Origin of the sequence: Actinomycetospora lutea, from assembly GCF_028737205.1 — a bacterium.
GTDB lineage: Bacteria > Actinomycetota > Actinomycetes > Mycobacteriales > Pseudonocardiaceae > Actinomycetospora > Actinomycetospora lutea.
Genome location: NZ_JAQZAL010000002.1, coordinates 308,258 through 333,685, shown reverse-complemented (window position 1 = coordinate 333,685; position 25,428 = coordinate 308,258). Strand labels below are relative to the sequence as shown.

The following is a 25,428-nucleotide window of genomic DNA, read 5'->3' as shown; positions in this document are numbered from 1 at the left end:
GCGTCTGGCGGTCGGCGTCTGGCGGTCGGCGTCTGGCGGTCGGCGTCTGGCGGTCGGCGTCTGGCGGTCAGCAGAGCCGGGCGCGGTGGACGAACGCGTCCGCCGCGTCGCCCGACCAGGCCGCCGCGCCGGTGGCCGCGAGCGACTCGGCGCGGCGCCGGCCCGCGAGCAGGAGCAGCAGCGCGTCGGCGTCGATGTCGACGACGTCCGGCTCGGCGTCGCCGGGCCCGGTGCAGCGCCCGCCGACCACGTGCACGGTGCGCTCGAGCGCGGGGCGCCGCCCGGCGTCGGGGCGGCGGACCACGAGGCGCACCGTCGCGTCGCGCGCCCCGAGGGCGGACACGAGCAGGCGCGGCGCCATGTCGATGACCAGCCGGCAGGCCTCCACGGTGGCCGTCGCGTGGTCGGCGAGGTCGACGGGCGCGGCCAGCGCGGTCGTGAGGTCGTGGGCGTGCAGGCACAGGTCCAGGCAGTGCGCACCGAGCACGCGGTCGCCCGCCGCGCGCCCCTCGAGCAGGAGCGCGGTGTGCCGCCGGGCGCCGGCGAGGGAGGCCCGCAGCTGGTCGGGGCCGGCGTAGTGGACGCCGAGGTGGATGCCGGCGAGGTGGGTCACGAGGTCGCCGACCGTCGGTTCCGGGCCGGGGGCGGGGCGCGTCCAGTCGGCGACGGCCAGCCCGTCGACGGCCTCCTCGGCGACGTCCCAGAGCTCGAGCACGGCCCGCGTCGCGTCGTCCATCGGCCTCGCCGCCCTACCGCATCGCTTGTCGGACCGCTCGCTCCGGAGGACACTATGTGACCGTCACCACACGGGCAACGGTCCCTCCACCACCCTGGGGACCGGGGCGGGGGGTCGCCATGGGCGAATGCGAGCCGCGGAACTTCCTCCGACCCTGTCTGCTGCTCCTCCTGCAGGAGCGTCCCGCGCACGGTTACGACCTCGTGGAGCGCCTGCACAGCTCGTTCATCGACGACACCGACGCCGGCGGCGTCTACCGCACGCTGCGGTCGTTCGAGCGCGAAGGTCTCGTGTCGTCCTCCTGGTGCCTGTCGGCGTCGGGGCCCGCTCGGCGCACGTACGCCCTGACCGCGGACGGCAAGGAGGCGCTGCGCCACCAGGTCGAGACCCTCGAGGCGACCCACCACCTCGTGCACACGTTCCTCGAGCGGTGCGGGGCGCTGCCGGCGGGGTCGCGGTGACCACCCGCGCCTGCGACGGCAGCGACGACGGGGACGTCTGCCTGACGTGCTCGGACGAGGCGCTGCCCGGGACGGTGGTCGCCGTGGACGGCGACCTCGCCCGGGTCGACACCCGCGACGGGCGGGCGGAGGAGGTCAGCATCGCCCTCGTCGACGCGGGCGTCGGCGACGTCGTGCTCGTGCACGCCGGGGAGGCCATCGCCCGGCTCGACCGGGGCGCCACGCCGTGACGCTCGCCGCCGGGACGGTGCGCGCCCGCCTGGCGGTGACCGGGATCGTCCAGGGCGTGGGCTTCCGCCCGTTCGTCCACGCGCTGGCCCACAACCTCGGCCTGGCGGGATTCGTCGGCAACGACGCGGCGGGGGTGGTCGTCGAGGTGGAGGGTCCGCCCGCGGCGGTCGACGCCCTCGCCACGGCGCTGCGGGAGGGCGCCCCCGCCCTGGCGACCGTCGAGACCGTGGTCCGGGAGGACCGGGCGCCGACGGGCCGGGACGGCTTCACGATCGCCCGCAGCGACCCCGCCGCGCCCGGACCGCGCACCCTCGTCCCGCCCGACACCGCACCGTGCGCCGACTGCCTCGCCGAGCTCACCGACCCCGCCGACCGCCGGTACCGCCACCCGTTCGTCAACTGCACGAACTGCGGCCCGCGGCTCTCCATCATCGGCGACGTCCCCTACGACCGGGCGACGACCACGATGGCCGGCTTCGCGATGTGCCCGGCCTGCGCCGCCGAGTACCACGACCCGGCCGACCGCCGCTTCCACGCCCAGCCGGTCTGCTGCCCCGACTGCGGCCCGCGCCTGCGCCTCGACGGGACGACCGACGACGCCCTGGGCCGCGCCGTGCGCAGGCTCGCGGCCGGGGAGATCCTCGCCGTGAAGGGCCTGGGCGGCCACCACCTCGCCGTGCGCGCGGACGACGAGGCGGCGGTGGCGCGGTTGCGCGCGGCCAAGCACCGCGAGGACAAGCCGTTCGCCCTGCTCGTCGCCGACCTCGCCGCCGCGGAGCGCCTCGTGCACACCGACGCCGTGGCGCGCGACGTGCTCGCCGGCCGGCGCCGCCCCATCGTGCTGCGGCCGCGCCGGTCCGGGGCGCCGGTGGCGGCGTCGGTGGCGCCCCACACGCGGGAGCTCGGGGTCATGCTCCCGGCCACTCCGCTGCACCACCTCCTGGCCGCCGACCTCGGGCACCCGCTCGTGCTCACCAGCGGCAACGTCTCCGACGAGCCGATCGCCCACCGCGACGACGACGCCGCGACCCGCCTCGCCCCGCTGGTCGACGGCTTCCTCGGCCACGACCGGGCCATCCGCACGCGCGTCGACGACTCGGTGGTGCGCACCGCCCGCGGGCGGGTCGTGCCGGTGCGCCGGGCGCGCGGGTACGCCCCGGAACCCGTGCCCCTCGGCGTCACCGTGGGACGCCCGGTGCTGGCGTGCGGGGCCGAGCAGAAGGTGACGATCACGCTCGCGTCGGGCCGGCGGGCCGTCGTGTCGTCCCACATCGGCGACCTGGAGAACCTCGCCACCCTCCGCGCCTTCCTCGACGCGATCGACCACCTCGGCCGGCTGTCCGGGATCACGCCCGAGGTCGTCGCCCACGACCTGCACCCCCAGTACCGCTCCACGGCGTACGCACTCGACCGGGACGACCTCGAGCCGGTCGGCGTCCAGCACCACCACGCGCACGTCGCGGCCTGCCTGGCCGAGCACGGGTGGGGGCGCGACGACGGGCCGGTGCTCGGGGTGGCGTTCGACGGCACGGGCTGGGGCACCGACGGCACGGTGTGGGGCGGCGAGCTGCTCCTGGCCTCGCTGCGGGAGTCCCGCCGCGTGGGGCACCTGCGCACCGTCGGGCTGCCCGGCGGCGCCGCGGCGGTCCGGGAGCCGTGGCGGATGGCCGCGGCCTGGTGCGCGGCGCTGGGTCTCGACGCCGGGGCCCTCGCGCGGCGGCACGCGCAGCGGTGGGAGCCGGTCGTGGCGCTGGCCCGCGCGCCCTCGACGCTCGTGACCTCCAGCGCCGGGCGGCTCTTCGACGCCGTGGCCGCGCTGCTCGGCGTGCGGGACACCACCACCCACGAGGGTCAGGCCGCGGTCGAGCTCGAGCAGTGGGTCGACCCCGACGAGCGCTCCGCCTACCCGGTCCCGGCCGCCCGCGCCGGGGTGCTGGCCGTCGACGCGCTGATCGCCGGTGTGGTCGAGGACCTCCGCGCCGGGATCGACCCCGGCCGGATCGCCGCCCGGTTCCACCACGGGCTCGCCGACGCGACGGTGGCCGCGGCCGCCGCGGCGGCGCAGGAGCACGGCGTCGGCACCGCGGCGCTGTCGGGCGGGGTGTTCGTCAACCTCGTGCTGCTCGAGCGGGTCCGCGCGGGCCTCGAGGCCGCCGGGCTCCGCGTGCTCGTCCACGAGCGGGTGCCCTGCACCGACGGCGGGATCAGCCTCGGTCAGGTCGCTGTCGCGGCGAGCCGCACGTCACCCGAGGGGGAGCGATGAGCACACTGACCCGGCAGGACGCCATCGACGCGTTCGCCCGGCGCCGGGCCGCGACGCGCGCGCTCGCGGACGACGCCGACCGGATCGCCGCCGCCTGCCACGACGTCGCGGCGCGGTTCCACCGCGGCGGCCGACTGATCACCTTCGGCAACGGGGCGGCCACCGCCGACGCGGCGCACCTCGCCGTGGAGTTCGTGCACCCGGTGGTCGTCGGCAAGCGGGCCCTGCCCGCGATCTCGCTGGTCACCGACCCGGCCACCCTGACCGGGATCGCGCGGCGCACCGGCTTCGACGACACGTTCGCCGCGCAGCTGCGCACCCAGGCCCGTCCCGGCGACATCGCGGTCGGTCTCTCGGTGGACGGGCACTGCGCCAACGTGGTCCGCGCGCTGGCCGAGGCCCACGAGCGGGGGCTGCTCACCGTCGCGCTGGTCGGTGGGGACGGGGGAGCGGTGGCGGACGTCCCGGGGCTCGACCACCTCCTGCCGGCCCGGTCGTCCGACCCGGCGGTGATCAAGGAGATCCACGTGACGACCTACCACGTGATGTGGGAGCTGGCGCACGTCTTCCTGGAGAGGCCGGGCGCGCTCGGCGGGGGAGGCACCCCGTGAGCGGCCTGGAGGCGCTGTACCCCTTCCTCTACGGGGACGGCGACGACGGTGCCGACGGGCACGTCCTCGAGGAGGTGCGCCGATCCACCCGGGAGAAGGTCGCGGAGATCGCCGCGCTGCGCGAGCAGGTGATCGCGACCCATGCGGAGGCGCTGGTCGCGTGCGCCACGGCGATGGCCGGCGCGTTCGCGGCCGACGGGCGGGTGTTCGCCTTCGGCAACGGGGGCAGCAGCACCGACGCCCAGGCCGTCGCCGCGATGTTCGCCGCGCCCGAGGACGGGGGCGCCGGGCTGCCGGCGATCGCGCTGACCGCCGACGTCGCCGTGCTCACCGCGCTGTCCAACGACGTCTCGTTCGACGTCGTCTTCGCCCGGCCGATCGCGGCGGCCGGACGCCCCGGCGACGTCGCCCTCGCGCTGTCCACCAGCGGCAACTCGACCAACGTCCTGCGGGGACTCGCCGAGGCGCGCCGGCGGGGGATGCTCACCGTCGGCCTCGCCGGCTACGACGGCGGGGCGATGGCCGAGACCGGCGCCGTCGACCACCTGTTCGTCATGCCCTCGACCTCGGTGCACCGCATCCAGGAGGCGCAGACCACCGTCTACCAGGTGCTCGGCGAGCTCACCCGCCGCGTCCTCGCCGGGTGAGACGGGTCCACGGCTCGTCTCAGCAGATGCGCGGCAGGGGGTCGCCGACGAGCAGGTCGACGATCCGGGTGCCGCCGAACGTGGTGCGCAGCAGCACCATCCCGGGCGGGTCCTCGGCCACGTGCCCCACGACGGCGGCACCGGCGCCGAGCGGGTGGGCGTGCAGCGCGGCCATCACCGCACCGGCGCGCGACGGGGCCACGACGGCGACCAGCCGGCCCTCGCACGCCACGTAGAGCGGATCGATCCCGAGCAGCTCGGAGGCGCCCACGACCTCGTCGCGCACCGGGACCGCCGCCTCGTCGACCACCACCGCCACCCCGGAGCTGCCCGCGATCTCATTGAGGATCGTCGCGACGCCGCCTCGCGTCGCGTCACGCAGCACCCGGACCCCGTCGCCGCCGGCGTCGAGCAGGTCGGCCGTCACGCCGTGCAGCGCGGCGGTGTCCGAGACGATGTCGGCCTCGATGTCGAGCTCCCCGCGCGCCAGCATGACCGTGATCCCGTGGTCGCCGATCGGGCCGGACACGATCACGGCGTCGCCGGGCCGGGCGGAGGCCGCGCTCAGCGTGATCGGTCGCTCGCGGACGCCGATCCCGGCCGTGGTGACGAAGCAGCCGTCGGCCTGGCCGCGGCGCACGACCTTGGTGTCGCCGGTGACGATCTCGACGCCGGCCGCGGCGGCGGCGCGGGCCATCGAGGCGGCGATGCGTTGCAGGTCCGCGACCGGGAACCCCTCCTCGAGGATGAACGACGCCGAGAGGTGCCGCGGGCGGGCACCGCACATCGCCAGGTCGTTGACGGTGCCGTTGACGGCGAGGTCGCCGATGTCGCCGCCGGGGAAGAACAGGGGCGACACGACGAAGGCGTCGGTGGTGAACGCCAGCCGCGCGCCGCCGGCGTCCAGCGCGGCGCCGTCCTCGAGGGCCTCGAGCACCGGGTTGCGGAACGCCTCGAGGAAGACCGCCTCGATGAGGGTGTGCGTGGCCTTGCCGCCGGCGCCGTGGGCGAGGGTGATCCGGTCCTCCCGCACACGCGGGCGACGGCGGCGGGTGCGCTCGATGCGTTCGAGCACCTGCTCCTCGCTGCGCAGGTGCTCCGCGCCCGCGTGCCGGGCCACGGCGTCCTCGGCCCAGCCGGCGCTGCGGGTCCCCCCGCCGGCGTGCTCCCCGTCCAGCGCGGTCATCGCGGCATCACCGGGTCGGCCAGCGGCGTCGGGCCGGTGGCGCCGGCGCGCACGCGTTCGCGGCTGAAGCGCCCGAAGTTGTAGTAGGCCGCGCAGGCGCCCTCGCTGGACACCATGCATGTGCCGATCGGGGTCTCGGGCGTGCACGCCGTGCCGAAGACCTTGCACTGCCAGGGCTCAAGGACCCCCTTGAGCACCTCGCCGCACTGGCAGGCCTTCGGGTCGGCGACCCGCACCCCGGGGACGGCGAAGAGGCGCTCCGCGTCGTAACGGGCGTACGCCTCGCGCACCTGCATCGCGGAGTGGGAGATGAACCCCAGCCCGCGCCACTCGAAGTAGGGGCGCAGCTCCATGACCTCGCCGATGACCTCGAGCGCCCGCCGGTTGCCGTCCCACGGCACGACCCGGCTGTACTGGTTCTCGACCTCGCAGCGCCCCTCGGCGAGCTGGAGCATCAGCTGGTACACCGACTGCAGGATGTCGAGCGGCTCGAAGCCGGCGACGACGAGCGGCTCGCCGTGGCGGGCGGCGATGAACTCGTAGGGCCGGCACCCGATCACGGTCGACACGTGCCCCGGGCCGAGGAAGCCGTCGAGGCGCAGGTCCGGGGAGTCCAGGATGGCCTTGATCGCCGGGATGATCGTGACGTGGTTGCAGAAGATCGAGAAGTTCTCGATCCCCTCCCGCGCGGCGCGCAGGACCGTCATCGCGGTCGAGGGCGCGGTGGTCTCGAAGCCGATCGCCATGAACACCACGCGCCGGTCGGGGTTCGCCCGGGCGATCTTGAGCGCGTCGAGCGGCGAGTAGACCATCCGGATGTCGGCGCCCGCGGCCTTCGCGTCGAAGAAGGACCCGTCGCCTCCCGGGACACGCATCATGTCGCCGAACGCGGTCATGATCACGTCGGGCTGGGCGGCGATGGCGATGGCGTCGTCGACGCGGCCCATCGGCAGCACGCAGACCGGGCAGCCGGGCCCGTGCACCAGGCGGATCGCGTCGGGCAGGTGGTCCTCGAGACCGTGCTTGTAGATCGTGTGGGTGTGCCCGCCGCAGACCTCCATGAAGGCGTAGCGGCGCCCGGGCTCGCACAGCGCGGCGATGCGGGCGGCCAGCGCCCGCGCGGTGTCGGCGTCGCGGAACTCGTCGACGAACCTCACAGCCCCTCCCTCCCGACCGCCGAGCCGGTGAAGTCGGCGAGCTCCTGGTCGTAGGCCGGTCCGAGGCCGTGGAGCATCTCCAGGGCCGCCTGCGCCTCGGCCTCGTCGATCTTGGCCAGCGCGAAGCCGACGTGGATGAGGATCCAGTCGCCGACGGCGAGATCCTCCTCGTCGGTGAGCAGCCCGACGTTCACGCGGCGCCGGACCCCGGCCACCGAGACCAGCGCCAGGTCGGTCTCGTCGACCGGCATCTCGACCAGCTCACCCGGGATGCCCAGGCACATCAGCGCACCTCCTGCGCGTCGGTCACCGTGATCGATTCCAGGACGAGGTCGTCGCCGCGCACGAGCTCGAGGTCGTGGCCCCGGCAGCGCCCGCACGCGACGACCAGCTGGTCGGCCGTCGTGGTGGCGTCGCAGTCGCGGCACCGGACCTCGACGGGCACCTCGACGACCTCGACGCTCGCCCCGTCCGCCACCCCGCCGCCGCCGACGAGGGCGAAGGCCTGGTCGAAGACCGGACGGTCGAGGCGCTGCAGGGCGCCGACGTGCACGCGGACGCACCGCACGGCGCGCCCGGCGGCACGAGCCTCCACGGCCTCGAGCACCGCGGCGGCCACCCCGAACTCGTGCACCGGGACCTCACATGTCCCGGATGCGGCGGTAGCGCGCGATGTCGTCGCGGGAGCTCTTCCAGGCCACCCACGCGCCGCCGCCGAGCGCGGCGAGGATCAGGATCTTCATCATCGGACGGCTCCGCTCTGCGTGACGGCGGTGAAGGGTTCGTCCGCGCGCAGGCGGGCGACGATGCGGGCGACCGCCTCGACGGCGTCGTCGACGGCGGCGGCCACGGGCGGGCTGAGCCCCATGCCCGCCCCGGTCCCGGCGGGCTCGCAGCCGAGCACGAGGACCCGGCGCAGCTCGTGGGCGCCGACCCCGCGCGCGAGCGCGCCGATCAGGTCGAGGACGGCGTCGGGCTCCATGCCGTGCGGGTCGAACGCCGCCCCGGCCCCGGCGGCGGCCCCCGCGTCGGCCATGTCGTGCTCGAGCAGGCAGAGCGTCCCCGGCGCCCGTCCGCCCGCGTGGGTGTCGACGAGGAGGAGCACGTCGTAGCCGTCGAGGACCCGGTAGGCGAGGTGCATCCCGCGGATGCCGACGTCGACGACCTCGACGTCGGGGGGCAGGCGGCGCGCGCCGAGCAGCCGGCGGGCCACCTCGGAGCCGAAGCCGTCGTCGGAGAAGAACACGTTGCCGACGCCGGCGACGAGGATCCTGCTCACCGGATCACCTCCAGCTCGTCCGGCCGGAAGTAGCGGTGGCGGCCGTGCGTGGCCTGGAGGTCGGCGCCGGGGTCGTCGTCGAGGGAGACCGCGACGTGGGTGCCGCCGTCGACGTCGCGCAGCACGGCCTGCACGGTCGCGGTGGCGCCGGCGAGGAAGGCGTCCTGGGCGTCGCCGCCCGGTCCGGGGCGCAGGACCACGCTGCTGCCCCGCGCCACCGGCGTACCGCCGACCAGCGCGGTGTCGGTCGCCGGGTCGACCGAGGCGTCGGCGCCGGGGTCCCACCAGGGAGTGCCCGGGGCGAGGAAGCGATCGGAGGAGCACGCCGAGAGGGGCGCTCGACCATCGGGAGGCGTGGTGAGGGTCGGGATCGGGTCGGCGGCGCGCCCGTCGGTGCGGAACGTCCCGTGCAGACGCTCGAACATCGCCGGGCCCATGGCCTCGAGGGCGTCGAGGAGCTCGGCGGCGCGCGGGTCGGTGGCCCGGGCCTCGCGCTTCTCGGCCTCGGTGAGCGCGAGGGTGCGCAGGCTGAGGATCTCGTCGTTCTCGGTGCCGTCGAACAGGTCGGTGGTGCTCTCCGGCGCCAGCTGCGGGTGGTCGGAGAGGATGATCGGCGACGCCAGGACGAGCCGGGCGGTGCCCGGCGGGCCGGCGAGCACCGGCCAGCTGTGCTCGTTGACGCACCCGGCGACCGCGGGCGCGGCCCACTCCGGGGGATCGGCGCTGGAGAGGAACGCGCCCGTGTCGAGGCCGAGGACGGTGTGCGCGGCGACCATGGCGGTGTGCAGTGCCGTCGTCCGCGGCAGGCCGGGCGGGCCCGGGGTGTCGTTGACGACGTCGAGGCGCAGGCGCAGCGCGCCGTACGGCCCGGGCACCGGCTGCGCGGTGAGCCGGGCGTGCCCCGCGATCGCCCGGGTGCGGCGCAGGTAGGCCCCGTGCGCGGTGCCCTGCGCGTCGACGATCGGTGTGCGCGTCTCCGCGGCCGGGCCGGTGATCGAGAGGGTGATCGGGTGCCGGGCGAGCTCGTCGACGGGGATCGCGGCGTGGACCTCCCGCACCACGCCCTCCTCCCAGCCGAAGTGCGGGACCCCGTCGACGGTGATCTCGTCCCGGACCCGGCCGGCGGCGTCGACGAGCACCCGCTCCTGGACCTGCAGGAACCGGACGCGGACGCGCAGCACGGCTCGCGGCCGCGGCTCCAGCAGGAGCTCGGTGCGGCTGCGCGACGGCTCGGCGAGGTCCTCGGCGGCGGCCGGGGGCACGAGGACGCCGAACTGCCAGCGCAGGGCGTTCTTCTGCGCCGACGCCCGGTAGGGGTAGAGCAGGTAGCCCTCGAAGAGCACGGCGTCGGCGACGGCGGTGACGTCGGTGAAGGGGTCGGTCGGCGCGGTCACGGCCCACGCTCCTCGGCCGCCGCGAGCAGCGCCGCGACGGTCTGTTCCCAGCTCGGCAGGGCGTGGGCCGCGCGCCAGGCCGCCAGCGCGGCGTGGGTGTCGGCGGGGAGCCGCACCCAGACCGTGCCGCCGAAGTGGGCCTCCATCATCGAGGTCCACACCGCCAGCGGGAGCCGGAACGCCGCTTCCGAGCTCCACGGCACGAGCCCGACCTGCACCCCGGGCTCGCCCTCGTAGAAGACGGTGCCGCTGAAGAGCAGCAGCAGCGGCACCTCGCCGCCGTCCAGGCCGCGGAAGTAGCGGGTCGCGGCGATGTCGGCGTCGGCGGTCAGCGGGACCTCGAGGACGAGCTCGTGCGCGCCGGTGAAGCCGGGGGTGGTGCTCGCGACCGTGGCGAGCTGCATCGGGTTGAGCGTGCGGCCCCAGCGCTCGGGCTCGCCGAAGAGCTCGACGAGGCGGGCCTGCTCGTCGGGCGCGTAGCGGCGGCGGCCGGGTTCGATCCGGATCTGCGTCCGCAGGGCCAGCGCGTGGACCCGGGTCCCGGTGGTCTCGGCGACCGCGACGTGCAGCCGCAGGGTGGGCGCGAGCGCCGACGGGTCGTGGTCGGCGCCGGTGACGGTGAACCGGAACGCGGGGCCGGGCGCGGCGCGGGGGAAGGGCAGGGTCACGGGCGCACCTCCCGGGCGCGGGCGCGCAGGTCGTCGAAGAAGCCGTCGATCCGCTCCCACGCCTCGGCGCCGCCGTCGAAGCCGCGCCAGTACCGGCGCACGAGCCCGACCAGCCGGTAGCAGGCGTCGACGGGCACGAGCAGGCACTCGGTCCCGGCCCCCCGCCGCACGAGCAGGGCCTCGACGTCGGGCTCGAGCACGGCGGCGAGGCGGCCGGCGCCGACGCCGTCGGACCAGTGCGCGAGGTCGAGCTCGCTCTCGGTGGCGCCCGCGGGGCTCGGGTAGCAGGCGAGGACGCCGCCGACCGTCGTGCTGTGCAGGAAGAACGCCAGACCCACCGGGATCTGCAGCGAGTCCCACTGCGCGTCGGTGAGGACGAAGCCGGGATCGCGCAGGTACCGGTCGGGGACGGTGCGGTGGCCGTCCTCGCGGTCGGTGAACAGCAGCGCGCAGGCCCGGCAGGCGCAGCGCAGGGAACGGTCGCCCGTGTGCACGAGGTGCGGGTGCTCGGGCGGCACCTCCTGGGCGCAGAGCTCGCAGCGCTCGGCCGGCGCGGGGGTCGGGTCGGCGCGCGGGGTGAGGAACCGGCGCAGCCCCGCGACGGTCATGAGCCCGCCGCCGGCTCCGGGGGCCGGATGCCGAGCTGCAGCAGGGTCGGCCCCGGCTCGGGGGCGGCGAACTCGACGGCCGCGATCTCGGGCGCCAGCTCGGCGACGGCGGAGCGGACGACGTCGCGGACGGTCTCCGACCCCGCGCCGCACCCGGTGGCGAGCGTGACGTGGACCGTCCCGGTGTGGGTGTCGACGCGGTCGAGCGCGATCCCGGCGCCGTGGTGGCCCAGGCGCCGCCGGGCGGTGTCGAGCGCGTGGCCGACCCGGGTGGGCAGGTCGACGGGGTGCAGGCCGTGCAGGGCCAGCAGCGCGGCGACGAGCGGGTCGGCGCCGAGCCGGTGCACGAGCGCGTCCCCGGCGCCGAGCCGGACGATCGCCACCATCTGCGCGAGGCCCGCGCCGTAGAACTCCATGAGCACGCGCACCAGGTCCTCGCCGACCTCGCGCGCGGCGGGGTCGGCCGCCAGCTCGTCGAGCAGCACGGCGATGCTCTCGGCGACGGCGCCGGGGTCGGTGGCCGCCGCCTCCGGCGGCGCCATCAGGGCAGGTTCAGCTGGGTCGGCGAGGTCTCCTTGTGCACCTGTCTGCCGTTGCCGAGGTACATGTGCACCCCGCAGGGCAGGCACGGGTCGAAGCTGCGGACCGCGCGCATGATGTCGATGCCCTTGAAGTCGTCCGGGCCGTTCTCCTCGAAGATCGGCGTGTTCTGCACCGCGTCCTCGTACGGGCCGGGCGTCCCGAACTTGTCGCGGACGCTGCCGTTCCACGGCGTCGGCGGGTAGGGGTGGTAGTTCGCGATCTTCCCGTCGCGCACCACCATGTGGTGCGACAGCACCCCCCGCACGGCCTCGGTGAACCCGCAGCTCACCGACTCGTCGGGGACGACGAACGACTCCCAGGTCTTCGAGTGACCGGCCCGGACCTCGGCCAGCGCCTTCTCCAGGAAGTGCAGCGCGGCCGCGGCGGCGTAGGCCTGGAAGTAGGTGCGGGCCCGGTCGCGCTCGATCGCGTTGGACAGCGGACGTCCCTGCCCGTCCGTCGGCGGGGTCCAGGTGAACGTGCGCTCGCCCCGGTTCACCGTGCGCGGCAGGTTGATGTCGACGCTGTGGCCGGTGGCCCTGACGTAGCCGATGTCCACGAGCCCGGCGAGCGCGGTCGCCCAGAGCCGGGCGATCGGTCCGCCGCCGGTGTCGAGCGGGAGGTGGTCGGTGCCGTCGAACCAGCGCGGCGACATCGTCCACGAGTACTTGTCGTCGAAGTCGCGCTTCTGCGGGGCGGGGATCGTGTGCTGGTTCCACGGGTGGTCCTGCGAGACCGGGTTGCCGAGCGGGTCCTGCCGCACGAACACCGGCTGGTCCTCCCAGCCGCGGTAGAACGAGCTGCCGAGCAGGATGCGGATACCGAGGTTGATCTCCACCAGATCCGTGGTGACGAGCTCCCCGTCCACCACCACGCCCGGGGTGACGAACATCCTCCGGCCCCAGTCGGTCATGGTCCGGTAGTCGAAGTCGCAGTGCTCGGGGTCGTTGAGCGAGCCCCAGCACCCGAGCAGCACCCGCCGTCGTCCCACTTCCTCGTAGCCGGGCAGCGCCTCGTACATGAAGTCGAACAGGTCGTCGTGCATCGGCACGACGCGCTTCATGAACTCGACGTACCACATGAGGCGCGTCATGTAGTCGGTGAACAGCTGGATCGTCGCGACCGTCCCGACTCCGCCCGGATAGAGCGTGGAGGGGTGCACGTGACGGCCCTCCATCAGGCAGAACATCTCGCGCGTGTAGCGGCTGACCTGCAGCGTCTCGCGGTAGAACTCGCCGGTGAACGGGTTGAGCGCCCGCATGATGTCGCCGATCGTGCGGTAGCCGTGCTCGGCGGCGCCGCGGGCCTCGGTGCGGTTCGCGAGCTCGAGGACGCCGGGATTGGTCTCCGCGATCATCTTCTCGCAGAAGTCCACGCCGACCAGATTGTCCTGGTACAGGTTGTGGTCGAACATGTACTCGGCGGCCTCGCCGAGATTGATGATCCATTCTCCGAGGTGCGGCGGGCGCACCCCGTAGGCCATGTTCTGGTTGTAGACCGAGCAGGTCGCGTGGTTGTCCCCGCAGATCCCGCAGATGCGGCTCGTGATGAAGTGCGCGTCGCGCGGGTCCTTGCCCTTCATGAAGATGGAGTAGCCGCGGAAGATCGACGACGTGGAATGGCACTCGACCACGCGCTTCGCGGCGAAGTCGATCTTCGTGTAGATGCCCAGGCTGCCGACGATCCGCGTGATCGGGTCCCACGCCATCTCGACGAGGTCGGTCTTCCGGCCCGTGCTCTGCTTCGGCGCTGTGGCGGTCATGGCTGCGACCTCTCAGGGCTGTCGGGGTCAGAAGGCGGTGGGCTGGTAGCCGGTGCGCAGCTGGCGGCCGGGTGTGCGCCAGCGCGGTTCCTTGTCGACGGTCTTCGCGGTGATGTCGCGCAGCTTGCGGATCGCCACGCCGTAGGCGCCGCTGGCCGCGCCGGAGATCTTGCTGCCGGGCGGGGCGTCCATGAACGGCATGAACTTGTCCGGGAAGCCCGGCATGGTGCAGCCGATGCAGATGCCGCCGACGTTCGGGCAGCCGCCCACGCCGTTGATCCAGCCCCGCTTGGGCACGTTGCACTTCACGACCGGGCCCCAGCAGCCCAGCTTGACCAGGCACTCGGGGGAGCCGTACTCGGAGGCGAACTGGCCCTGCTCGTAGAAGCCGCCGCGGTCGCAGCCCTCGTGCACCGTCATGCCGAACAGCCACGTCGGCCGGCCCGCCTCGTCGAGCGGGATCATCGGCGCCGACCCGACGGCCTGGTAGAGCAGGTAGAGGATCGTCTCGGAGAGGTTGTCCGGGTGCACCGGGCAGCCGGGCACGTTGACGATCGGCAGCCCGGCCGACGATCTCCAGTCCCGGCCGAGGTAGTCCGCGACGCCCATCGCCCCGGTGGGGTTGCCGGCCATGGCGTGGATGCCGCCGTAGGTCGCGCACGTGCCCACGGCGAGGATGCCCAGCGCCTTGGGGGCGAGGCGGTCGATCCACTCGCTGGTGGTCATCGGCTGACCGGTCGCGGGGTTGTTGCCGAAGCCGCACCAGTAACCCTCGGCCTTGATCGCCTCGTTCGGGATCGAGCCCTCGATGACCAGCACGAACGGCCCGTCGAGCTCGCCCCGCTCGGCGCGGAAGAACCACTCGATGAAGGTGTCGGCGCCCTTGTCCGGGCCCGACTCGAAGTCGATGAGCGGCCAGTGCACGGCGACCTTCGGCAGCCCGGGCAGCGCGCCGAGCGCGATCTCCTCGATGCTCGGCTGGGTGGCCGCCGTGAGCGCGACCGAGTCGCCGTCACAGCTGAGCCCGGCGTTGATCCAGAGGATGTGGACCGTCGTGTCGTCGTGCGAGGCGAAAGTGCTCACCGCTTCCCCCGACCGCTCCACGGCGGTAGGGCAGGTGGTGGTCCGCCGAGGTCAGCCAATCTGCCAGCGGGGTGTGGGCCCGGTAAGTGACCCGATCACGTAGGAGCCCGGCGCAGTGTGGACACCCTCAATTCCCCGGGGTGGCCCTCGTCGCCGGGGGCTGTCCAGGGGGCCGCGCGGGTGTAGGGGTGGGGCATGAGCACCGCTGACAGAGCAGCTGAACTCCGCCGGTTGCACGAGGCCCCCGACCTGCTCGTCGTCGTCAACGTGTGGGACGCGATCACGGCGACCACGGTGGCGAACACGCCGGGCACGAAGGCCCTCGCCACCGCGAGCCACGGTATCGCCGCGTCGCGCGGCTACCCGGACGGCGAGGTGATCCCCCGCGACGAGATGATCGGCGAGGTCGGGCTGATCGCCCGGCAGACCGAGCTACCGGTCACCGCCGACCTCGAGGGCGGCTACGGCGACCCGGGCGGCACGATCGCCCGCGCCATCGACGTGGGGATCGTGGGCGCGAACCTCGAGGACCAGCTCAAGCCGCTGTCCGAGTCGGTGAAGGCGGTCGAGGCGGCCGTCGCCGCCGCGGAGAGGGCCGGCGTGCCGTTCGCGCTCAACGCCCGCACCGACGCCTGGGTGCGCGGCGGCGACCGCGACCCGCAGGTGATCCTCGACGACGCGATCGAGCGCGGCCGCGCCTACCTGGAGGCGGGCGCCACCAACGTCTTCGTCCCCGGCAAGCTCTCCGAGGAGACGATCCGGGCCTTGGTCGCGGCGCTCGGGGAGCGCAAGGTCAACGTCATCGGCGTGCCCGGGATGCCCGGGACGGGCCGCCTGGCCGAGCTGGGCGTGGCCCGCTGCTCGTTCGGGCCGTGGAGCCAGAACGTCGCGCTCACGGCCCTGGCCCGGCTCGCCGAGGACGCCTACGCGGGCGGCGGCCTGCCCGAAGGCACCCGCAAGCTGAACTGAGCCGTCCGGAGTCCGTGAGCGGACTTCGGGGCCATAGCCCCGAAGTTCGCTCACGTACGGGCGGCGAGGAAGCGGCCCATCCGCTCGAGGGCCTCCTCGAGCAGGGGGAGCGCGGTGGCGTACGAGCAACGGACGTGGCCCTCGCCGGACGGGCCGAACACGTCGCCCGGGACCACGGCGACCTTCTGCTCGCCCAGCAGTTGCTCGGCGAAGTCCTGCGACGACAGCCCGCTGGCCCGGATCGACGGGAACGCGTAGAACGCGCCGCCGGGCTCCGGGCACGTCAGCCCGAGCTCGTCGAGGCCCTTGACGAACAGCCGCCGGCGCCGGTCGTAGTCGGCGACCATCTCGGTGACGTCCGGCTCGGCGCTGCGCAGGGCCTCGATCGCCGCGACCTGGCTGACGTGCGGGGCGCAGAGCATCGTGTACTGGTGGATGCGGTGCATCAGCGCCGCCAGCGGCTCCGGCGCGCACACGTAGCCGACCCGCCAGCCGGTCATCGCGTAGGCCTTCGAGAACCCGTTGAGCAGCACCGTCCGGTCCCAGGCGCCCGGGATCGCCGCGGTGCTCGTGTGGGTGCCGGTGTAGGTCAGGCGGTCGTAGATCTCGTCGCTGACCAGCCAGAAGTCCTCGCGCTCGGCCAGGGCCACCAGCGCGGTGAGGTCCTCGGCCGACTGCGCCGCGCCCGTCGGGTTGGACGGTGAGCCGAACAGCACCGCCTTGGTCCGCGGCGTCACCGCCGCCGCGATCCGGTCGGCGTCGAGCCGGTAGCCCTCCGCCGGATCCATCGGCACCGGCACCCCGACACCGCCCGCGAACGCCACGCACGGCTGGTAGGCGACGTACGACGGCTCGGGGACGATCACCTCGTCACCCGGGTTGACCAGCGCGCGCAGCGCCAGGTCGAGGCCCTCGGAGACCCCGGAGGTCACCAGGCACTCGTCGGCCGGGCGGTAGGTGGTGCCGTTCCGCGCGGCGAGGTCGGCGCAGATCAGCTCGCGCAGCTCGAGCAGCCCCGAGTTGCCCGTGTACGTCGTCGCGCCGCGGGTCAGCGCGTGGATCGCCATCTCGCGCACGCCCCACGGCGTCGGGAAGTCGGGCTCGCCGACGCCGAGCGTGATCACGCCCTTCATGGTCTGCGCCAGGTCGAAGAACTTGCGGATGCCCGAGGGCGGGCAGGCCTCGACGACCCGCGACAGCGGCTTGCGGGAAGGTGCCATCAGGGCATCACCGACAGGCGCTGGTCGGGCTCGGGGTCGGTGAGCAGCTGGCCGTCGTCCTTGTAGCGGCGCAGCAGGAAGTGGGTGCTCGTCGCGGTCACGCGCTCGACGCCCGAGAGCTTCTGGGCGACGAAGTCCGCGACCTCCTTCATCGAGGAGCCCTCCACCTCGACCCGCAGGTCCTGCGCCCCGCTCACCAGGTGCACGGCCCGGATCTCCCGGAACCGCGCGATCCGCTCGGCCACGTCGTCGAAACCGCGACCCCGCTCCGGCGCGACGGTGACGTCGACGAACGCCGTGACGCGGTCCTCGCCGAGCCGGTCGCGGTCGATCACCGTCTTGTACCGGCGGATGACGCCGTCCGCCTCCCACGCCGCGATCGCCGCGCGCACCTCGTCCTCCGCGATCCCGGTGAGCGCCGCGATCCGTTCGGGGGTCGCACGGGCGTCGGACTCGAGCACGCTGAGGATCTCGCGCATGGGGGAACCCTAGTCGTCGACCGCCGTGGTCGTCGGGAGGAGCAGTCGTGACCAAGGAAATCTTCGTCGCGTTCGGGGTGGACGTGGACGCCGTGGCCGGCTGGCTCGGCTCCTACGGCGGGCAGGATTCGCCCGACGACATCTCGCGGGGCCTGTTCGCCGGCGAGGTCGGCGTGCCCCGGCTGATCGAGCTCTTCCGCCGGTACGGGCTGACCCAGACGTTCTTCTGGCCCGGCCACTCCGTGGAGACCTTCCCCGCCGAGTTCGACGCGTGCGTCGCGGCGGGCCACGAGACCGGCGTCCACGGCTACAGCCACGAGAACCCGCTCGCGATGAGCCGCGAGCAGGAGGAGACGATCCTCGACTACTGCGTCGACCTCATCGAGCGCCGCAGCGGGACCCGGCCCACCGGCTACGTCGCGCCGTGGTGGGAGTTCAGCCGGGTCACCAACGAGATCCTGCTCGACCGCGGCATCCGCTACGACCACTCGCTGATGCACCGCGACGTCACGCCCTACTACGTGCGGGTGGGCGACTCGTGGACGCCGATCGACTACGACCGGCCCGCGCAGACGTGGATGAAGCCGCTGGTGCGGGGCACGGAGACCGACCTCGTCGAGATCCCGGCGAACTGGTTCCTCGACGACCTGCCGCCGATGATGTTCATCAAGGGCAGCCCGAACAGCCACGGTTTCGTCAACCCGCGCGACATCGAGCAGATGTGGCGCGACCAGTTCGACTGGACCTACCGCGAGTGCGACGACGCGGCCTTCACGATGACGATCCACCCCGACGTCTCCGGCCGCCCGCAGGTGCTGCTCGCCCTCGAACGGCTCATCGAGCACATCAACGGCCACGACGGGGTGCGCTGGGCGACCTTCGACGAGATCGCGCAGGACTTCGTCGCGCGGCACCCCCGCCACTGATGGACGCCGTCTGATGTGCGGGGCCTGCGGGTCCGGCCGGGTGCGCGCGCCGTGGGAGGACACCCTCGGCCCGCCCGACCCCGGCGCGGCCCGGCGCCGGGCGGCCGCGCTGACCCGGTGGCTCGCCCCGCGGCGCTGGCGGGTCGCGGCCTGGGCCGGCGGCTACACCGTCGCCGGCCCGCACGGCGCGCTGCCACCCGCCGGATGCGTCGACGAGATCGTGGCGCGCGCGGGCGGGACCCCGCCGGTGATCGACGGGGACACCCTGGCCGACGCGATCGTCCGCCTCTCGGTCGCCGCGTTCCACGACGCCTCGCCGCTCGTGCTGGCCGGCCCCGACCCGGGCGCCCCGCGGCGGCTCCTCGTGCACGGCACCGTGCCCCTCGACGTCGTCCCGGTGGCCGCGTCCTGCTGGCGGGTGACCCGTCGGCCACATCAGGAACGTCGGGGGGCGTCAGTACCGTTCGGGGCATGAGCGAGGAGGGCCTGTTCGAGGTCGCGGCGCCGGAGCCCGTCCCCGAGGGCCCCGACCCCGGCCCGGAGGAGTTGCGCAGGCCGGTGACGCGCGGGGTCGTGGAGGACCGTCCGGCGCCCACGAGCGGCGTCGCGGCGCCGCTGGCGGTCCGGATGCGCCCGGCGAGCCTCGACGAGGTGGTCGGGCAGCAGCACCTGCTCGCGCCCGGTGCCCCGCTGCGCCGCCTGGTCGAGGGCGCCGCGCCGGCGTCGGTGCTGCTCCACGGCCCGCCCGGCACCGGCAAGACCACGCTCGCGCGCCTCATCTCGCAGGCCACCGGCCGCGCGTTCGAGGCCCTCAGCGCCCTGAACGCCGGCGTCAAGGAGGTGCGCGGGGTCATCGAGGTCGCGCGCCGCCGCCTCGCCGCGAGCGAGCCTCGGCGCACCGTGCTGTTCATCGACGAGATCCACCGCTTCTCGCGCACCCAGCAGGACGCCCTGCTCGCCGCGGTCGAGGACCGCGTGGTGCTGCTGGTCGGCGCGACCACCGAGAACCCGTCGTTCTCCGTGGTGGCGCCCCTCCTGTCGCGGTCGTTGGTGCTCGGCCTGCACGCCCTCGACGACGAGGCCGTCGGCACCCTGCTCGACCGCGCCGTCGCCGACCCCCGCGGCCTCGGCGGCGCGGTGACGCTGCACGAGGACGCGCGCGCCCACCTCGTCCGGCTCGCCGCGGGCGACGGGCGCCGCTCGCTGACCGCCCTGGAGGCGGCCGCCGACGCGGTGGGCGGGCAGGGCGGGAGACGAAGCGAAGCGGAGCTCGACCATCGGGTACCGATCACGCTCGCCGACGTCGAGCGCGTCGTCGACGAGGTCGCCGTGCGCTACGACCGCGCCGGCGACCAGCACTACGACGTCATCTCGGCGTTCATCAAGTCGATCCGCGGCTCGGACCCCGACGCCGCCCTGCACTACCTCGCCCGCATGATCGTCGCGGGGGAGGACCCGCGGTTCATCGCCCGGCGGCTGGTGGTGCACGCCAGCGAGGACATCGGGCTCGCCGACCCCACCGCGCTGCCCGCCGCCGTCGCCGCCGCCCAGGCCGTGCAGCTCATCGGGCTCCCCGAGGCGCGGATCAACCTGGCCCAGGTGACCATCCACCTCGCCACCGCGCCGAAGTCCAACGCGGTGATCACCGCGATCGACGAGGCGATGGGCGACGTGCGCTCCGGCGCGGCCGGGCCGGTGCCGCCGCACCTGCGCGACGGGCACTACGCGGGCGCCCAGGCCATGGGCAACGCCGTCGGCTACGTCTACCCGCACGACGACCGCGCCGGGGTCGTCACCCAGCAGTACCCGCCCGACGAGCTGGTCGGGCGCGACTACTACCGCCCGGGCGGGCGCGGCGACGAGCGCGACCGCGCCAACCGGCTCGCGCGCCTGCGCGAGGTCGTCCGGGGCGGCGGCGGGTAGGGGCCGGCCGGAGGCGGGGCGGCGCGGGGAGGGGTGCCGCGGGCACGCCCCCCGGCTGCCCGCGGCACCCCGCTCGCGGGGCCACCGCCCCCCGACGGTCCGGTGGCCTCGTCCGCATCTTCGTGTGCGGCACCGACGGGGTTTCCGGGGACGCGTCCGCGGATGTCCGGAGGCCGTCCGGGCGCCGTCCCGGACAGCGGCCGGACGGCGGCTGGGCATCGGGCCCGCCGTGCCGGACGATCACGCGTGGGGTCCGGGGGGACCACAGGGGTACCTGAGGGGGACGTCATCGACGGCGAGGGTGTGGCACCACAGGCGGGGGAGCCCGGGGGACGGGACTCCCCGGCGCGCTTCTGCACCGACTTCCGCGAGACGTTGCGCGCGCACGACGTGTCCTTCCGGCGCGCCGAGGAGCTCTCCGGGTGGGGCAAGTCGACCATCGCCGCGGCGACGCGGGGACCCGGGCTGCCCAACGCCGACCTCGTCACCGACGTGCTCGGCGCCATCGGGCTGACGTCCGACGAGGTGGCGGCGTGGCGGGCGCGGCACGACCGGCTGCGCGAGCCCGGGACCCCGCGCGCGGAGCCGCTCCCCACCCCGGCCGCCGTCCCGGCCACCACCCCGGCCACCACTCCGGCCACCACTCCGGCCCCCGTCGCGCCCGCGCCCGTGCCGCACCGCTCCACCCGCCGCCGCGTCGAGATCGTGGCGTTCGCCGTGCTCCTCGCCCTCGTCGCGGCCCTCGCGACCGCCCTCGTCGTGGTCCTCGACGCCGCGCCGGACCCGCCGGCCGTGCGCACGGTCGTCGTCCAGAACCGGGTGGCGATCGGCGACGGGGCGCTGGTCGAGGACCGGACGCCGTCGTACCTGTCGTCCCGGCCGGTCGCGCGCTGCGCGAGCATCCCCGGCTGCAAGATCCCGGGCACCGACGTGGCCAGCGGCTTCACGTTCCTCGCGGTCTGCCAGCTCACCGGCGAGGTCATCACCAACGCCGACGTCACCTCGACCAACATCGGGCAGAACCCGAACGCCGCGGTGTCCGCGCTCTGGCTCGGGGCCCGCGCCCCCGACGGGCGGATCGGCTACATCTCCGAGGTGTACCTCGCGCCGGCCTACCGCGGCGGGCTCGGGCTCCCGGCCTGCTGATCGGAACCGGCCTGCTGATCAACAGTGGGCGCCCGGGGTCGGACGAGGGCCGGATGGCGCACGGTAACCTGCCGCCACCTGCGCCAGGTGTCGTCCGCGACGCCGCCTTCACCGGTGGTGTCGCCGGGCGTCGGTCCGGGGACCTGCACCGCATCCAGCACTTCGAGGAGGACCCGTGTCGGTCGGCCAGATCGCGGCGATCGTCGCCGCGGTGGCGTTCGTGATCCTGGTGGTGCTGCTCGCCATCCCGTTGATCAAGCTCGGACGCACGCTCGACGAGGCGACGATCGCGATCCGCAAGGCCCACGAGGGCACCGAGCCCCTGCTCTCCGACGCCGGGGTCACGCTCACCACCGTCAACACCCAGCTCGAGCGGGTCGACGGGGTCACCTCCAGCGCCCAGGCCGTCGCGGCCAACACCAAGGCGCTGAGCACGCTGTTCACGGCGACGCTCGGCGGGCCGCTCGTCAAGGTCGCCGCGCTGTCCTACGGGCTGCGCAAGGCCCAGCAGGCCCGCCGGCTGAAGAACGCGCCGCCCCCGAAGAGCCGGAAGTCGAAGCGGAGTGTGCGCGCATGAGACGTCTGTTCTGGGTCGGCGTCGGTGTCGCGGTCGGCGTCACCGCCACCCGCAAGGTCAACGAGCTGACGCAGAAGGCCACGCCCGCCGGCATGGGCGCGAGCCTCGGCGAGGGCCTGCGCGAGCTCGGCGCGGGGCTCGGGGCGTTCGGCGCCGAGGTGCGCGCCGGAATGAACGAACGCTCCGAGGAGCTGTACGCGATGGTGGAGGACACGACGGAGATCCCGGTGCGGCCCGAGTCGCCGTCGTCGGCCCGTCACGCGCGAGCGCCCCGGCGGGGAGACTCGCACGCACGCTGAGCACGTCCCCGCGCCTCGCGCCCCCTACCCGCACCTCCTCCCGAGCAGGACACCGTGCAGACCCACGAGATCCGCCGCCGCTTCCTCGCACACTTCGAGGACGCCGGCCACACCCCCGTCCCCAGTGCCTCGCTGATCCTCGACGACCCGACGCTGCTGTTCGTCAACGCCGGGATGGTGCAGTTCAAGCCGTACTTCCTCGGCGACGCGCCGGCCCCGTGGCACACGGCCACGTCGATCCAGAAGTGCGTGCGCACCGGCGACATCGAGAACGTCGGCCACACCACCCGCCACAACACGTTCTTCCAGATGGCGGGCAACTTCTCGTTCGGTGACTACTTCAAGGAAGGCGCGATCCGCCACGCCTGGAAGCTGGTGACCGGCAGCGTCGAGGACGGCGGGTTCGGCTTCGACCCCGACCGCATCTGGGTCACCGTCTACGAGAACGACGACGAGGCCGAGCGCATCTGGCGCGACGAGGTCGGGCTGCCGGCCGAGCGCATCCAGCGCCGCGACGGCCGCGACAACTACTGGGACATGGGCGTGCCCGGCCCCGGCGGCCCCTGCTCGGAGATCTACTTCGACCGCGGGCCGGAGTTCGGGCTCGAGGGCGGGCCGGTCGCCGACGAGGACCGCTACCTCGAGATCTGGAACCTCGTGTTCATGCAGGACGTGCGGGGGGACGAGAGCCCGAAGTACGGCGCCGCCCCGATCGGCGAGCTGCCCCAGAAGAACATCGACACCGGGCTCGGCATCGAGCGCGTCGCCTTCCTGCTGCAGGGCGTGGAGAACGTCTACGAGACCGACCTGCTGCGCCCGACGATCGACCGCGTCCAGGAGCTGTCGGGGCGCTCCTACGACGGGGGCACCCCCGAGGACGGCGTGCGCTTCCGCGTCATCGCCGACCACATCCGCACCGGCACGATGATCATCGGTGACGGCGTGACCCCCGGCAACGAGGGCCGCGGCTACGTCCTGCGGCGCCTGCTGCGCCGCGTCGTGCGCAACGCCCGGCTGCTGGGGATCACCGAGCCGGTGCTCGCCGACCTCACCGCCGTGGTGCGCGACGCGATGGGGCCGTCGTACCCCGAGATCGTGTCCGACTTCGATCGCATCGTCTCGGTGATGCGCGCCGAGGAGGACGCCTTCCGCAACACCCTGACCACCGGCTCGCGGCTGTTCGACGACGCCGTGGCCACCACGCGCGCGGCGGGGAGCTCGGTGCTCTCGGGCGAGGACGCCTTCACCCTGCACGACACCTACGGCTTCCCGATCGACCTCACCCTCGAGATGGCCACGGAGGCCGGGCTCGACGTCGACGAGGGTGCCTTCCGGTCGCTGATGGACCAGCAGCGCGCCCGGGCCAAGGCCGACGCCGCCAGCCGCAAGCAGGGCAGCGCCGACCACTCGGTCTACCGGCGCCTGCTCGAGGAGCACCCGCCCGGCGAGTTCCTGGGCTACACCGACCTCCAGGCCGCCGCGCGCATCGTGGGGCTGCTGGTCGACGGGCAGCCGGTGCCGGTGGCCCGCGAGGGCGACGTCGTCGAGGTCGTCCTGGACAACACCCCGTTCTACGGCGAGTCGGGCGGCCAGCAGGCCGACACCGGCACGATCCGCACCGGCGACGGGACGATCCACGTCGACGACGTCCAGATCCCCGTGCCCGGCCTGCGGATCCACCGCGGCGTCGTGACCGGCGGGACGGTCGCGGTGGACACGGCCGCCGACGCCGAGGTCGACGTCGCGCGCCGGACCGCCATCGCGCGCGCCCACACCGGCACCCACCTCGTCCACGCCGGGGTGCGCAACGCGCTGGGCCCGGCCGCGGCCCAGGCCGGCTCGCTCAACGCGCCCGGGCGCCTGCGCTTCGACTTCACCTCGCCGTCGGGGGGCATCCCGCCGGCGCTGCTGCTCGAGGTCGAGGACGAGGTCAACACGATCCTGCAGGAGGACCGCGACGTCGACTGGTACGTGACGTCGATGGACCGGGCCCGCGAGCTCGGCGCCATGATGCTGTTCGGCGAGAAGTACGGCGACCACGTCCGCGTCGTCGACATGGGGGAGTACTCCCGCGAGCTGTGCGGTGGCACCCACGTGGCCCGCACCGGCGAGCTCGGCATGGTCAAGGTCATCACCGAGGGGTCCATCGGCTCCGGGGTGCGCCGTGTCGAGGCCCTCGTCGGCCTGGACGCCTTCCGCCACCTCAACCGCGAGCACGTGCTGGTCAACCAGCTCGCCGAGCAGCTCAAGACGCCCAGCGAGGAGCTGCCCGAGCGCGTCTCGGGCATCGTCGAGCGCCTGCGCGCGGCCGAGAAGGAGCTCGAGACCATCCGGGCCCGCGAGGTCCTGTCCTCGGCCGGGTCGCTGGCCGACGGCGCGCAGGACGTCGACGGCGTCGCGCTCGTCGCGGCCCGCACGCCCGAGGGCGTCGGCGGCGGCGACCTGCGCTCGCTCGCGGGCGACGTGCGCGGGCGCCTGCAGGCCCGTCCCGGCGTCGTGGCGCTCTTCGCGCCCGACGGCGACAAGGTGTCGTTCGTGGTCGCCACCACCGAGGCCGCCCGCGAGCGGGGCCTGGGTGCCGGCGACCTCGTCAAGGCGTTCGCCCCCGCGGTGAACGGCCGCGGCGGCGGCAAGCCCGACCTCGCCCAGGGCGGCGGGAGCGGGGCCGCCGGGATCGACGACGCCATCGCCGCCCTCCGCGCGGAGGTGGCCCGCGCTGGCCGGTGACTCTTCTGCCGTGCCGGGGCGGCGTCTCGGCGTCGACGTCGGCAGCGTGCGGGTGGGCGTGGCGCTCTCGGATCCGGCCGGGGTGCTCGCCTCCCCGCTCGTTACGCTCGCTCACGATGATGCCGGCACCGACCTGGGCCGGCTGGTGGCGCTCGTCGACGAGCACGAGGTGGTCGAGGTGGTCGTGGGGCTCCCCCGGACGCTCGCCGGTCGCGACGGCCCGGCCGCGCAGACCGCGCGTGCCTACGCCGAGGCCCTCACGGGGCGGCTCGCGTCCCGCGAGGTGCCCGTCGTCCTGTCCGACGAGCGCCTGACCACCGTCACGGCCGCCCGGACGCTCTCCGACCGCGGGGTCAAGGGCCGCAAGCAGCGCCGGGTGATCGACCAGGCCGCCGCCGTGGAGATCCTGCAGGGATACCTCGACACCCGCCGGGCGCGCCGGACGCCCGACACCGCGGAGGACTCGTGACCGGACGTCACCCCGGGCGCGGTCG

The 25,428-nt window shown here is 74.5% G+C and carries 29 protein-coding genes; 14 read left to right on the top strand and 15 right to left on the bottom strand.

The features are described 5' to 3' along the window. Positions 1–67: 67 nt before the first annotated feature. On the bottom strand, positions 68–736 hold the full coding sequence (locus tag PHK61_RS04220; protein WP_274279698.1) for a hypothetical protein: 669 nt from the start codon (positions 734–736) through the stop codon (positions 68–70). A gap of 119 nt (positions 737–855) precedes the next feature. Here PHK61_RS04220 and PHK61_RS04215 point away from each other — a divergent pair, with 119 nt between their 5' ends. Genes PHK61_RS04215 through PHK61_RS04195 form a run of 5 tightly spaced genes read left to right on the top strand, consistent with a single transcriptional unit; the run spans position 856 to position 4,949 of the window. Next, on the top strand, positions 856–1,197 hold the full coding sequence (locus PHK61_RS04215) for a helix-turn-helix transcriptional regulator (RefSeq protein WP_274279697.1): 342 nt from the start codon (positions 856–858) through the stop codon (positions 1,195–1,197). After that, on the top strand, positions 1,194–1,427 hold the full coding sequence (locus PHK61_RS04210) for a HypC/HybG/HupF family hydrogenase formation chaperone (protein ID WP_274279696.1): 234 nt from the start codon (positions 1,194–1,196) through the stop codon (positions 1,425–1,427). Before PHK61_RS04215 ends, PHK61_RS04210 begins: the two co-directional genes overlap by 4 nt. Further along, complete coding sequence (gene hypF, locus PHK61_RS04205; RefSeq protein WP_274279695.1) at positions 1,424–3,691, top strand: carbamoyltransferase HypF; 2,268 nt, start codon at positions 1,424–1,426, stop codon at positions 3,689–3,691. Before PHK61_RS04210 ends, hypF begins: the two co-directional genes overlap by 4 nt. After that, complete coding sequence (locus tag PHK61_RS04200) at positions 3,688–4,302, top strand: D-sedoheptulose-7-phosphate isomerase (RefSeq protein WP_274279694.1); 615 nt, start codon at positions 3,688–3,690, stop codon at positions 4,300–4,302. The genes hypF and PHK61_RS04200 overlap by 4 nt, the downstream gene beginning before the upstream one ends. Next, on the top strand, positions 4,299–4,949 hold the full coding sequence (locus tag PHK61_RS04195; protein ID WP_274279693.1) for a D-sedoheptulose-7-phosphate isomerase: 651 nt from the start codon (positions 4,299–4,301) through the stop codon (positions 4,947–4,949). The genes PHK61_RS04200 and PHK61_RS04195 overlap by 4 nt, the downstream gene beginning before the upstream one ends. Before the next feature lie 19 nt (positions 4,950–4,968). On the opposite strand, the gene hypE is transcribed toward PHK61_RS04195, so the two are convergent. From hypE to PHK61_RS04140, 12 genes are all read right to left on the bottom strand, one after another. Continuing rightward, positions 4,969–6,042: a hydrogenase expression/formation protein HypE gene (gene hypE, locus PHK61_RS04190; RefSeq protein WP_274279725.1), complete on the bottom strand. Its 1,074-nt coding sequence runs from the start codon at positions 6,040–6,042 to the stop codon at positions 4,969–4,971. Positions 6,043–6,131: 89 nt separating this feature from the next. Further along, positions 6,132–7,292 carry a hydrogenase formation protein HypD gene (gene hypD, locus PHK61_RS04185; RefSeq protein ID WP_274279692.1) on the bottom strand — a complete coding sequence of 387 codons (1,161 nt, stop codon included), beginning with the start codon at positions 7,290–7,292 and terminating at the stop codon, positions 6,132–6,134. Next, a complete protein-coding gene (locus tag PHK61_RS04180) occupies positions 7,289–7,576 on the bottom strand; it encodes a HypC/HybG/HupF family hydrogenase formation chaperone (protein WP_274279691.1) in 288 nt (95 codons plus the stop codon). Before PHK61_RS04180 ends, hypD begins: the two co-directional genes overlap by 4 nt. Next, complete coding sequence (locus tag PHK61_RS04175) at positions 7,576–7,926, bottom strand: hydrogenase/urease maturation nickel metallochaperone HypA (protein WP_274279690.1); 351 nt, start codon at positions 7,924–7,926, stop codon at positions 7,576–7,578. Before PHK61_RS04175 ends, PHK61_RS04180 begins: the two co-directional genes overlap by 1 nt. A 7-nt stretch (positions 7,927–7,933) precedes the next feature. Beyond that, positions 7,934–8,038 carry a DUF6893 family small protein gene (locus PHK61_RS32005; protein WP_420791344.1) on the bottom strand — a complete coding sequence of 35 codons (105 nt, stop codon included), beginning with the start codon at positions 8,036–8,038 and terminating at the stop codon, positions 7,934–7,936. Further along, positions 8,035–8,571, bottom strand: a complete 537-nt coding sequence (locus PHK61_RS04170; protein WP_274279689.1) for a hydrogenase maturation protease — start codon at positions 8,569–8,571, stop codon at positions 8,035–8,037. The genes PHK61_RS32005 and PHK61_RS04170 overlap by 4 nt, the downstream gene beginning before the upstream one ends. Then, positions 8,568–9,965 carry a hypothetical protein gene (locus tag PHK61_RS04165; protein ID WP_274279688.1) on the bottom strand — a complete coding sequence of 466 codons (1,398 nt, stop codon included), beginning with the start codon at positions 9,963–9,965 and terminating at the stop codon, positions 8,568–8,570. Before PHK61_RS04165 ends, PHK61_RS04170 begins: the two co-directional genes overlap by 4 nt. Beyond that, complete coding sequence (locus PHK61_RS04160; protein WP_274279687.1) at positions 9,962–10,633, bottom strand: DUF6084 family protein; 672 nt, start codon at positions 10,631–10,633, stop codon at positions 9,962–9,964. Before PHK61_RS04160 ends, PHK61_RS04165 begins: the two co-directional genes overlap by 4 nt. After that, on the bottom strand, positions 10,630–11,241 hold the full coding sequence (locus PHK61_RS04155; RefSeq protein WP_274279686.1) for a DUF5947 family protein: 612 nt from the start codon (positions 11,239–11,241) through the stop codon (positions 10,630–10,632). The genes PHK61_RS04160 and PHK61_RS04155 overlap by 4 nt, the downstream gene beginning before the upstream one ends. Continuing rightward, positions 11,238–11,783: a NifU family protein gene (locus PHK61_RS04150; RefSeq protein WP_274279685.1), complete on the bottom strand. Its 546-nt coding sequence runs from the start codon at positions 11,781–11,783 to the stop codon at positions 11,238–11,240. Before PHK61_RS04150 ends, PHK61_RS04155 begins: the two co-directional genes overlap by 4 nt. Further along, a complete protein-coding gene (locus PHK61_RS04145) occupies positions 11,783–13,585 on the bottom strand; it encodes a nickel-dependent hydrogenase large subunit (RefSeq protein ID WP_274279684.1) in 1,803 nt (600 codons plus the stop codon). Before PHK61_RS04145 ends, PHK61_RS04150 begins: the two co-directional genes overlap by 1 nt. A 27-nt stretch (positions 13,586–13,612) precedes the next feature. Then, entirely contained in the window at positions 13,613–14,668 is a 1,056-nt protein-coding gene (locus tag PHK61_RS04140) for an NADH-quinone oxidoreductase subunit B family protein (RefSeq protein ID WP_274279683.1), read from the bottom strand. Positions 14,669–14,863: 195 nt separating this feature from the next. Here PHK61_RS04140 and PHK61_RS04135 point away from each other — a divergent pair, with 195 nt between their 5' ends. After that, positions 14,864–15,637, top strand: a complete 774-nt coding sequence (locus PHK61_RS04135; protein WP_274279682.1) for an isocitrate lyase/PEP mutase family protein — start codon at positions 14,864–14,866, stop codon at positions 15,635–15,637. A 50-nt stretch (positions 15,638–15,687) separates the two neighbouring features. Here PHK61_RS04135 and PHK61_RS04130 read toward each other — a convergent pair whose 3' ends face one another. After that, complete coding sequence (locus PHK61_RS04130; protein ID WP_274279681.1) at positions 15,688–16,857, bottom strand: aminotransferase class I/II-fold pyridoxal phosphate-dependent enzyme; 1,170 nt, start codon at positions 16,855–16,857, stop codon at positions 15,688–15,690. Then, entirely contained in the window at positions 16,857–17,336 is a 480-nt protein-coding gene (locus tag PHK61_RS04125; RefSeq protein WP_274279680.1) for an Lrp/AsnC family transcriptional regulator, read from the bottom strand. The genes PHK61_RS04130 and PHK61_RS04125 overlap by 1 nt, the downstream gene beginning before the upstream one ends. Positions 17,337–17,383: 47 nt before the next feature. On the opposite strand from PHK61_RS04125, the gene PHK61_RS04120 reads away from it, so the two are divergent. From PHK61_RS04120 to ruvX, 8 genes are all read left to right on the top strand, one after another. Then, a complete protein-coding gene (locus PHK61_RS04120) occupies positions 17,384–18,262 on the top strand; it encodes a polysaccharide deacetylase family protein (RefSeq protein ID WP_274279679.1) in 879 nt (292 codons plus the stop codon). 13 nt (positions 18,263–18,275) lie between these two features. Beyond that, positions 18,276–18,737, top strand: coding sequence for a hypothetical protein (locus tag PHK61_RS04115; RefSeq protein WP_274279678.1), 462 nt, complete (start codon positions 18,276–18,278; stop codon positions 18,735–18,737). Then, entirely contained in the window at positions 18,734–20,185 is a 1,452-nt protein-coding gene (locus PHK61_RS04110) for a replication-associated recombination protein A (RefSeq protein WP_274279677.1), read from the top strand. The genes PHK61_RS04115 and PHK61_RS04110 overlap by 4 nt, the downstream gene beginning before the upstream one ends. Before the next feature lie 303 nt (positions 20,186–20,488). Continuing rightward, entirely contained in the window at positions 20,489–21,331 is an 843-nt protein-coding gene (locus PHK61_RS04105) for a hypothetical protein (protein WP_274279676.1), read from the top strand. 175 nt (positions 21,332–21,506) lie between these two features. Then, complete coding sequence (locus tag PHK61_RS04100) at positions 21,507–21,908, top strand: DUF948 domain-containing protein (RefSeq protein WP_274279675.1); 402 nt, start codon at positions 21,507–21,509, stop codon at positions 21,906–21,908. Beyond that, on the top strand, positions 21,905–22,207 hold the full coding sequence (locus PHK61_RS04095) for a hypothetical protein (RefSeq protein ID WP_274279674.1): 303 nt from the start codon (positions 21,905–21,907) through the stop codon (positions 22,205–22,207). The genes PHK61_RS04100 and PHK61_RS04095 overlap by 4 nt, the downstream gene beginning before the upstream one ends. A 54-nt stretch (positions 22,208–22,261) precedes the next feature. Further along, complete coding sequence (alaS, locus tag PHK61_RS04090; protein ID WP_274279673.1) at positions 22,262–24,934, top strand: alanine--tRNA ligase; 2,673 nt, start codon at positions 22,262–22,264, stop codon at positions 24,932–24,934. Positions 24,935–24,944: 10 nt separating this feature from the next. After that, the gene (ruvX, locus tag PHK61_RS04085; RefSeq protein WP_274279672.1) at positions 24,945–25,403 is read left to right on the top strand and encodes a Holliday junction resolvase RuvX; all 459 of its coding nucleotides are present in this window, start codon (positions 24,945–24,947) and stop codon (positions 25,401–25,403) included. Positions 25,404–25,428 lie beyond the last annotated feature (25 nt).

Bases quoted from the DNA above. Each gene is read 5' to 3' on its own strand.
- PHK61_RS04220 (WP_274279698.1), bottom strand. From the start codon at position 736: ATGGACGACGCGACGCGGGCCGTGCTCGAGCTCTGGGACGTCGCCGAG.
- PHK61_RS04215 (WP_274279697.1), top strand. From the start codon at position 856: ATGGGCGAATGCGAGCCGCGGAACTTCCTCCGACCCTGTCTGCTGCTC.
- PHK61_RS04200 (WP_274279694.1), top strand. From the start codon at position 3,688: ATGAGCACACTGACCCGGCAGGACGCCATCGACGCGTTCGCCCGGCGC.
- PHK61_RS04180 (WP_274279691.1), bottom strand. From the start codon at position 7,576: ATGTGCCTGGGCATCCCGGGTGAGCTGGTCGAGATGCCGGTCGACGAG.
- PHK61_RS32005 (WP_420791344.1), bottom strand. From the start codon at position 8,038: ATGATGAAGATCCTGATCCTCGCCGCGCTCGGCGGCGGCGCGTGGGTG.
- PHK61_RS04155 (WP_274279686.1), bottom strand. From the start codon at position 11,241: ATGACCGTCGCGGGGCTGCGCCGGTTCCTCACCCCGCGCGCCGACCCG.
- PHK61_RS04150 (WP_274279685.1), bottom strand. From the start codon at position 11,783: ATGGCGCCGCCGGAGGCGGCGGCCACCGACCCCGGCGCCGTCGCCGAG.
- PHK61_RS04145 (WP_274279684.1), bottom strand. From the start codon at position 13,585: ATGACCGCCACAGCGCCGAAGCAGAGCACGGGCCGGAAGACCGACCTC.
- PHK61_RS04135 (WP_274279682.1), top strand. From the start codon at position 14,864: ATGAGCACCGCTGACAGAGCAGCTGAACTCCGCCGGTTGCACGAGGCC.
- PHK61_RS04130 (WP_274279681.1), bottom strand. From the start codon at position 16,857: ATGGCACCTTCCCGCAAGCCGCTGTCGCGGGTCGTCGAGGCCTGCCCG.
- PHK61_RS04125 (WP_274279680.1), bottom strand. From the start codon at position 17,336: ATGCGCGAGATCCTCAGCGTGCTCGAGTCCGACGCCCGTGCGACCCCC.
- PHK61_RS04115 (WP_274279678.1), top strand. From the start codon at position 18,276: ATGTGCGGGGCCTGCGGGTCCGGCCGGGTGCGCGCGCCGTGGGAGGAC.
- PHK61_RS04110 (WP_274279677.1), top strand. From the start codon at position 18,734: ATGAGCGAGGAGGGCCTGTTCGAGGTCGCGGCGCCGGAGCCCGTCCCC.
- PHK61_RS04095 (WP_274279674.1), top strand. From the start codon at position 21,905: ATGAGACGTCTGTTCTGGGTCGGCGTCGGTGTCGCGGTCGGCGTCACC.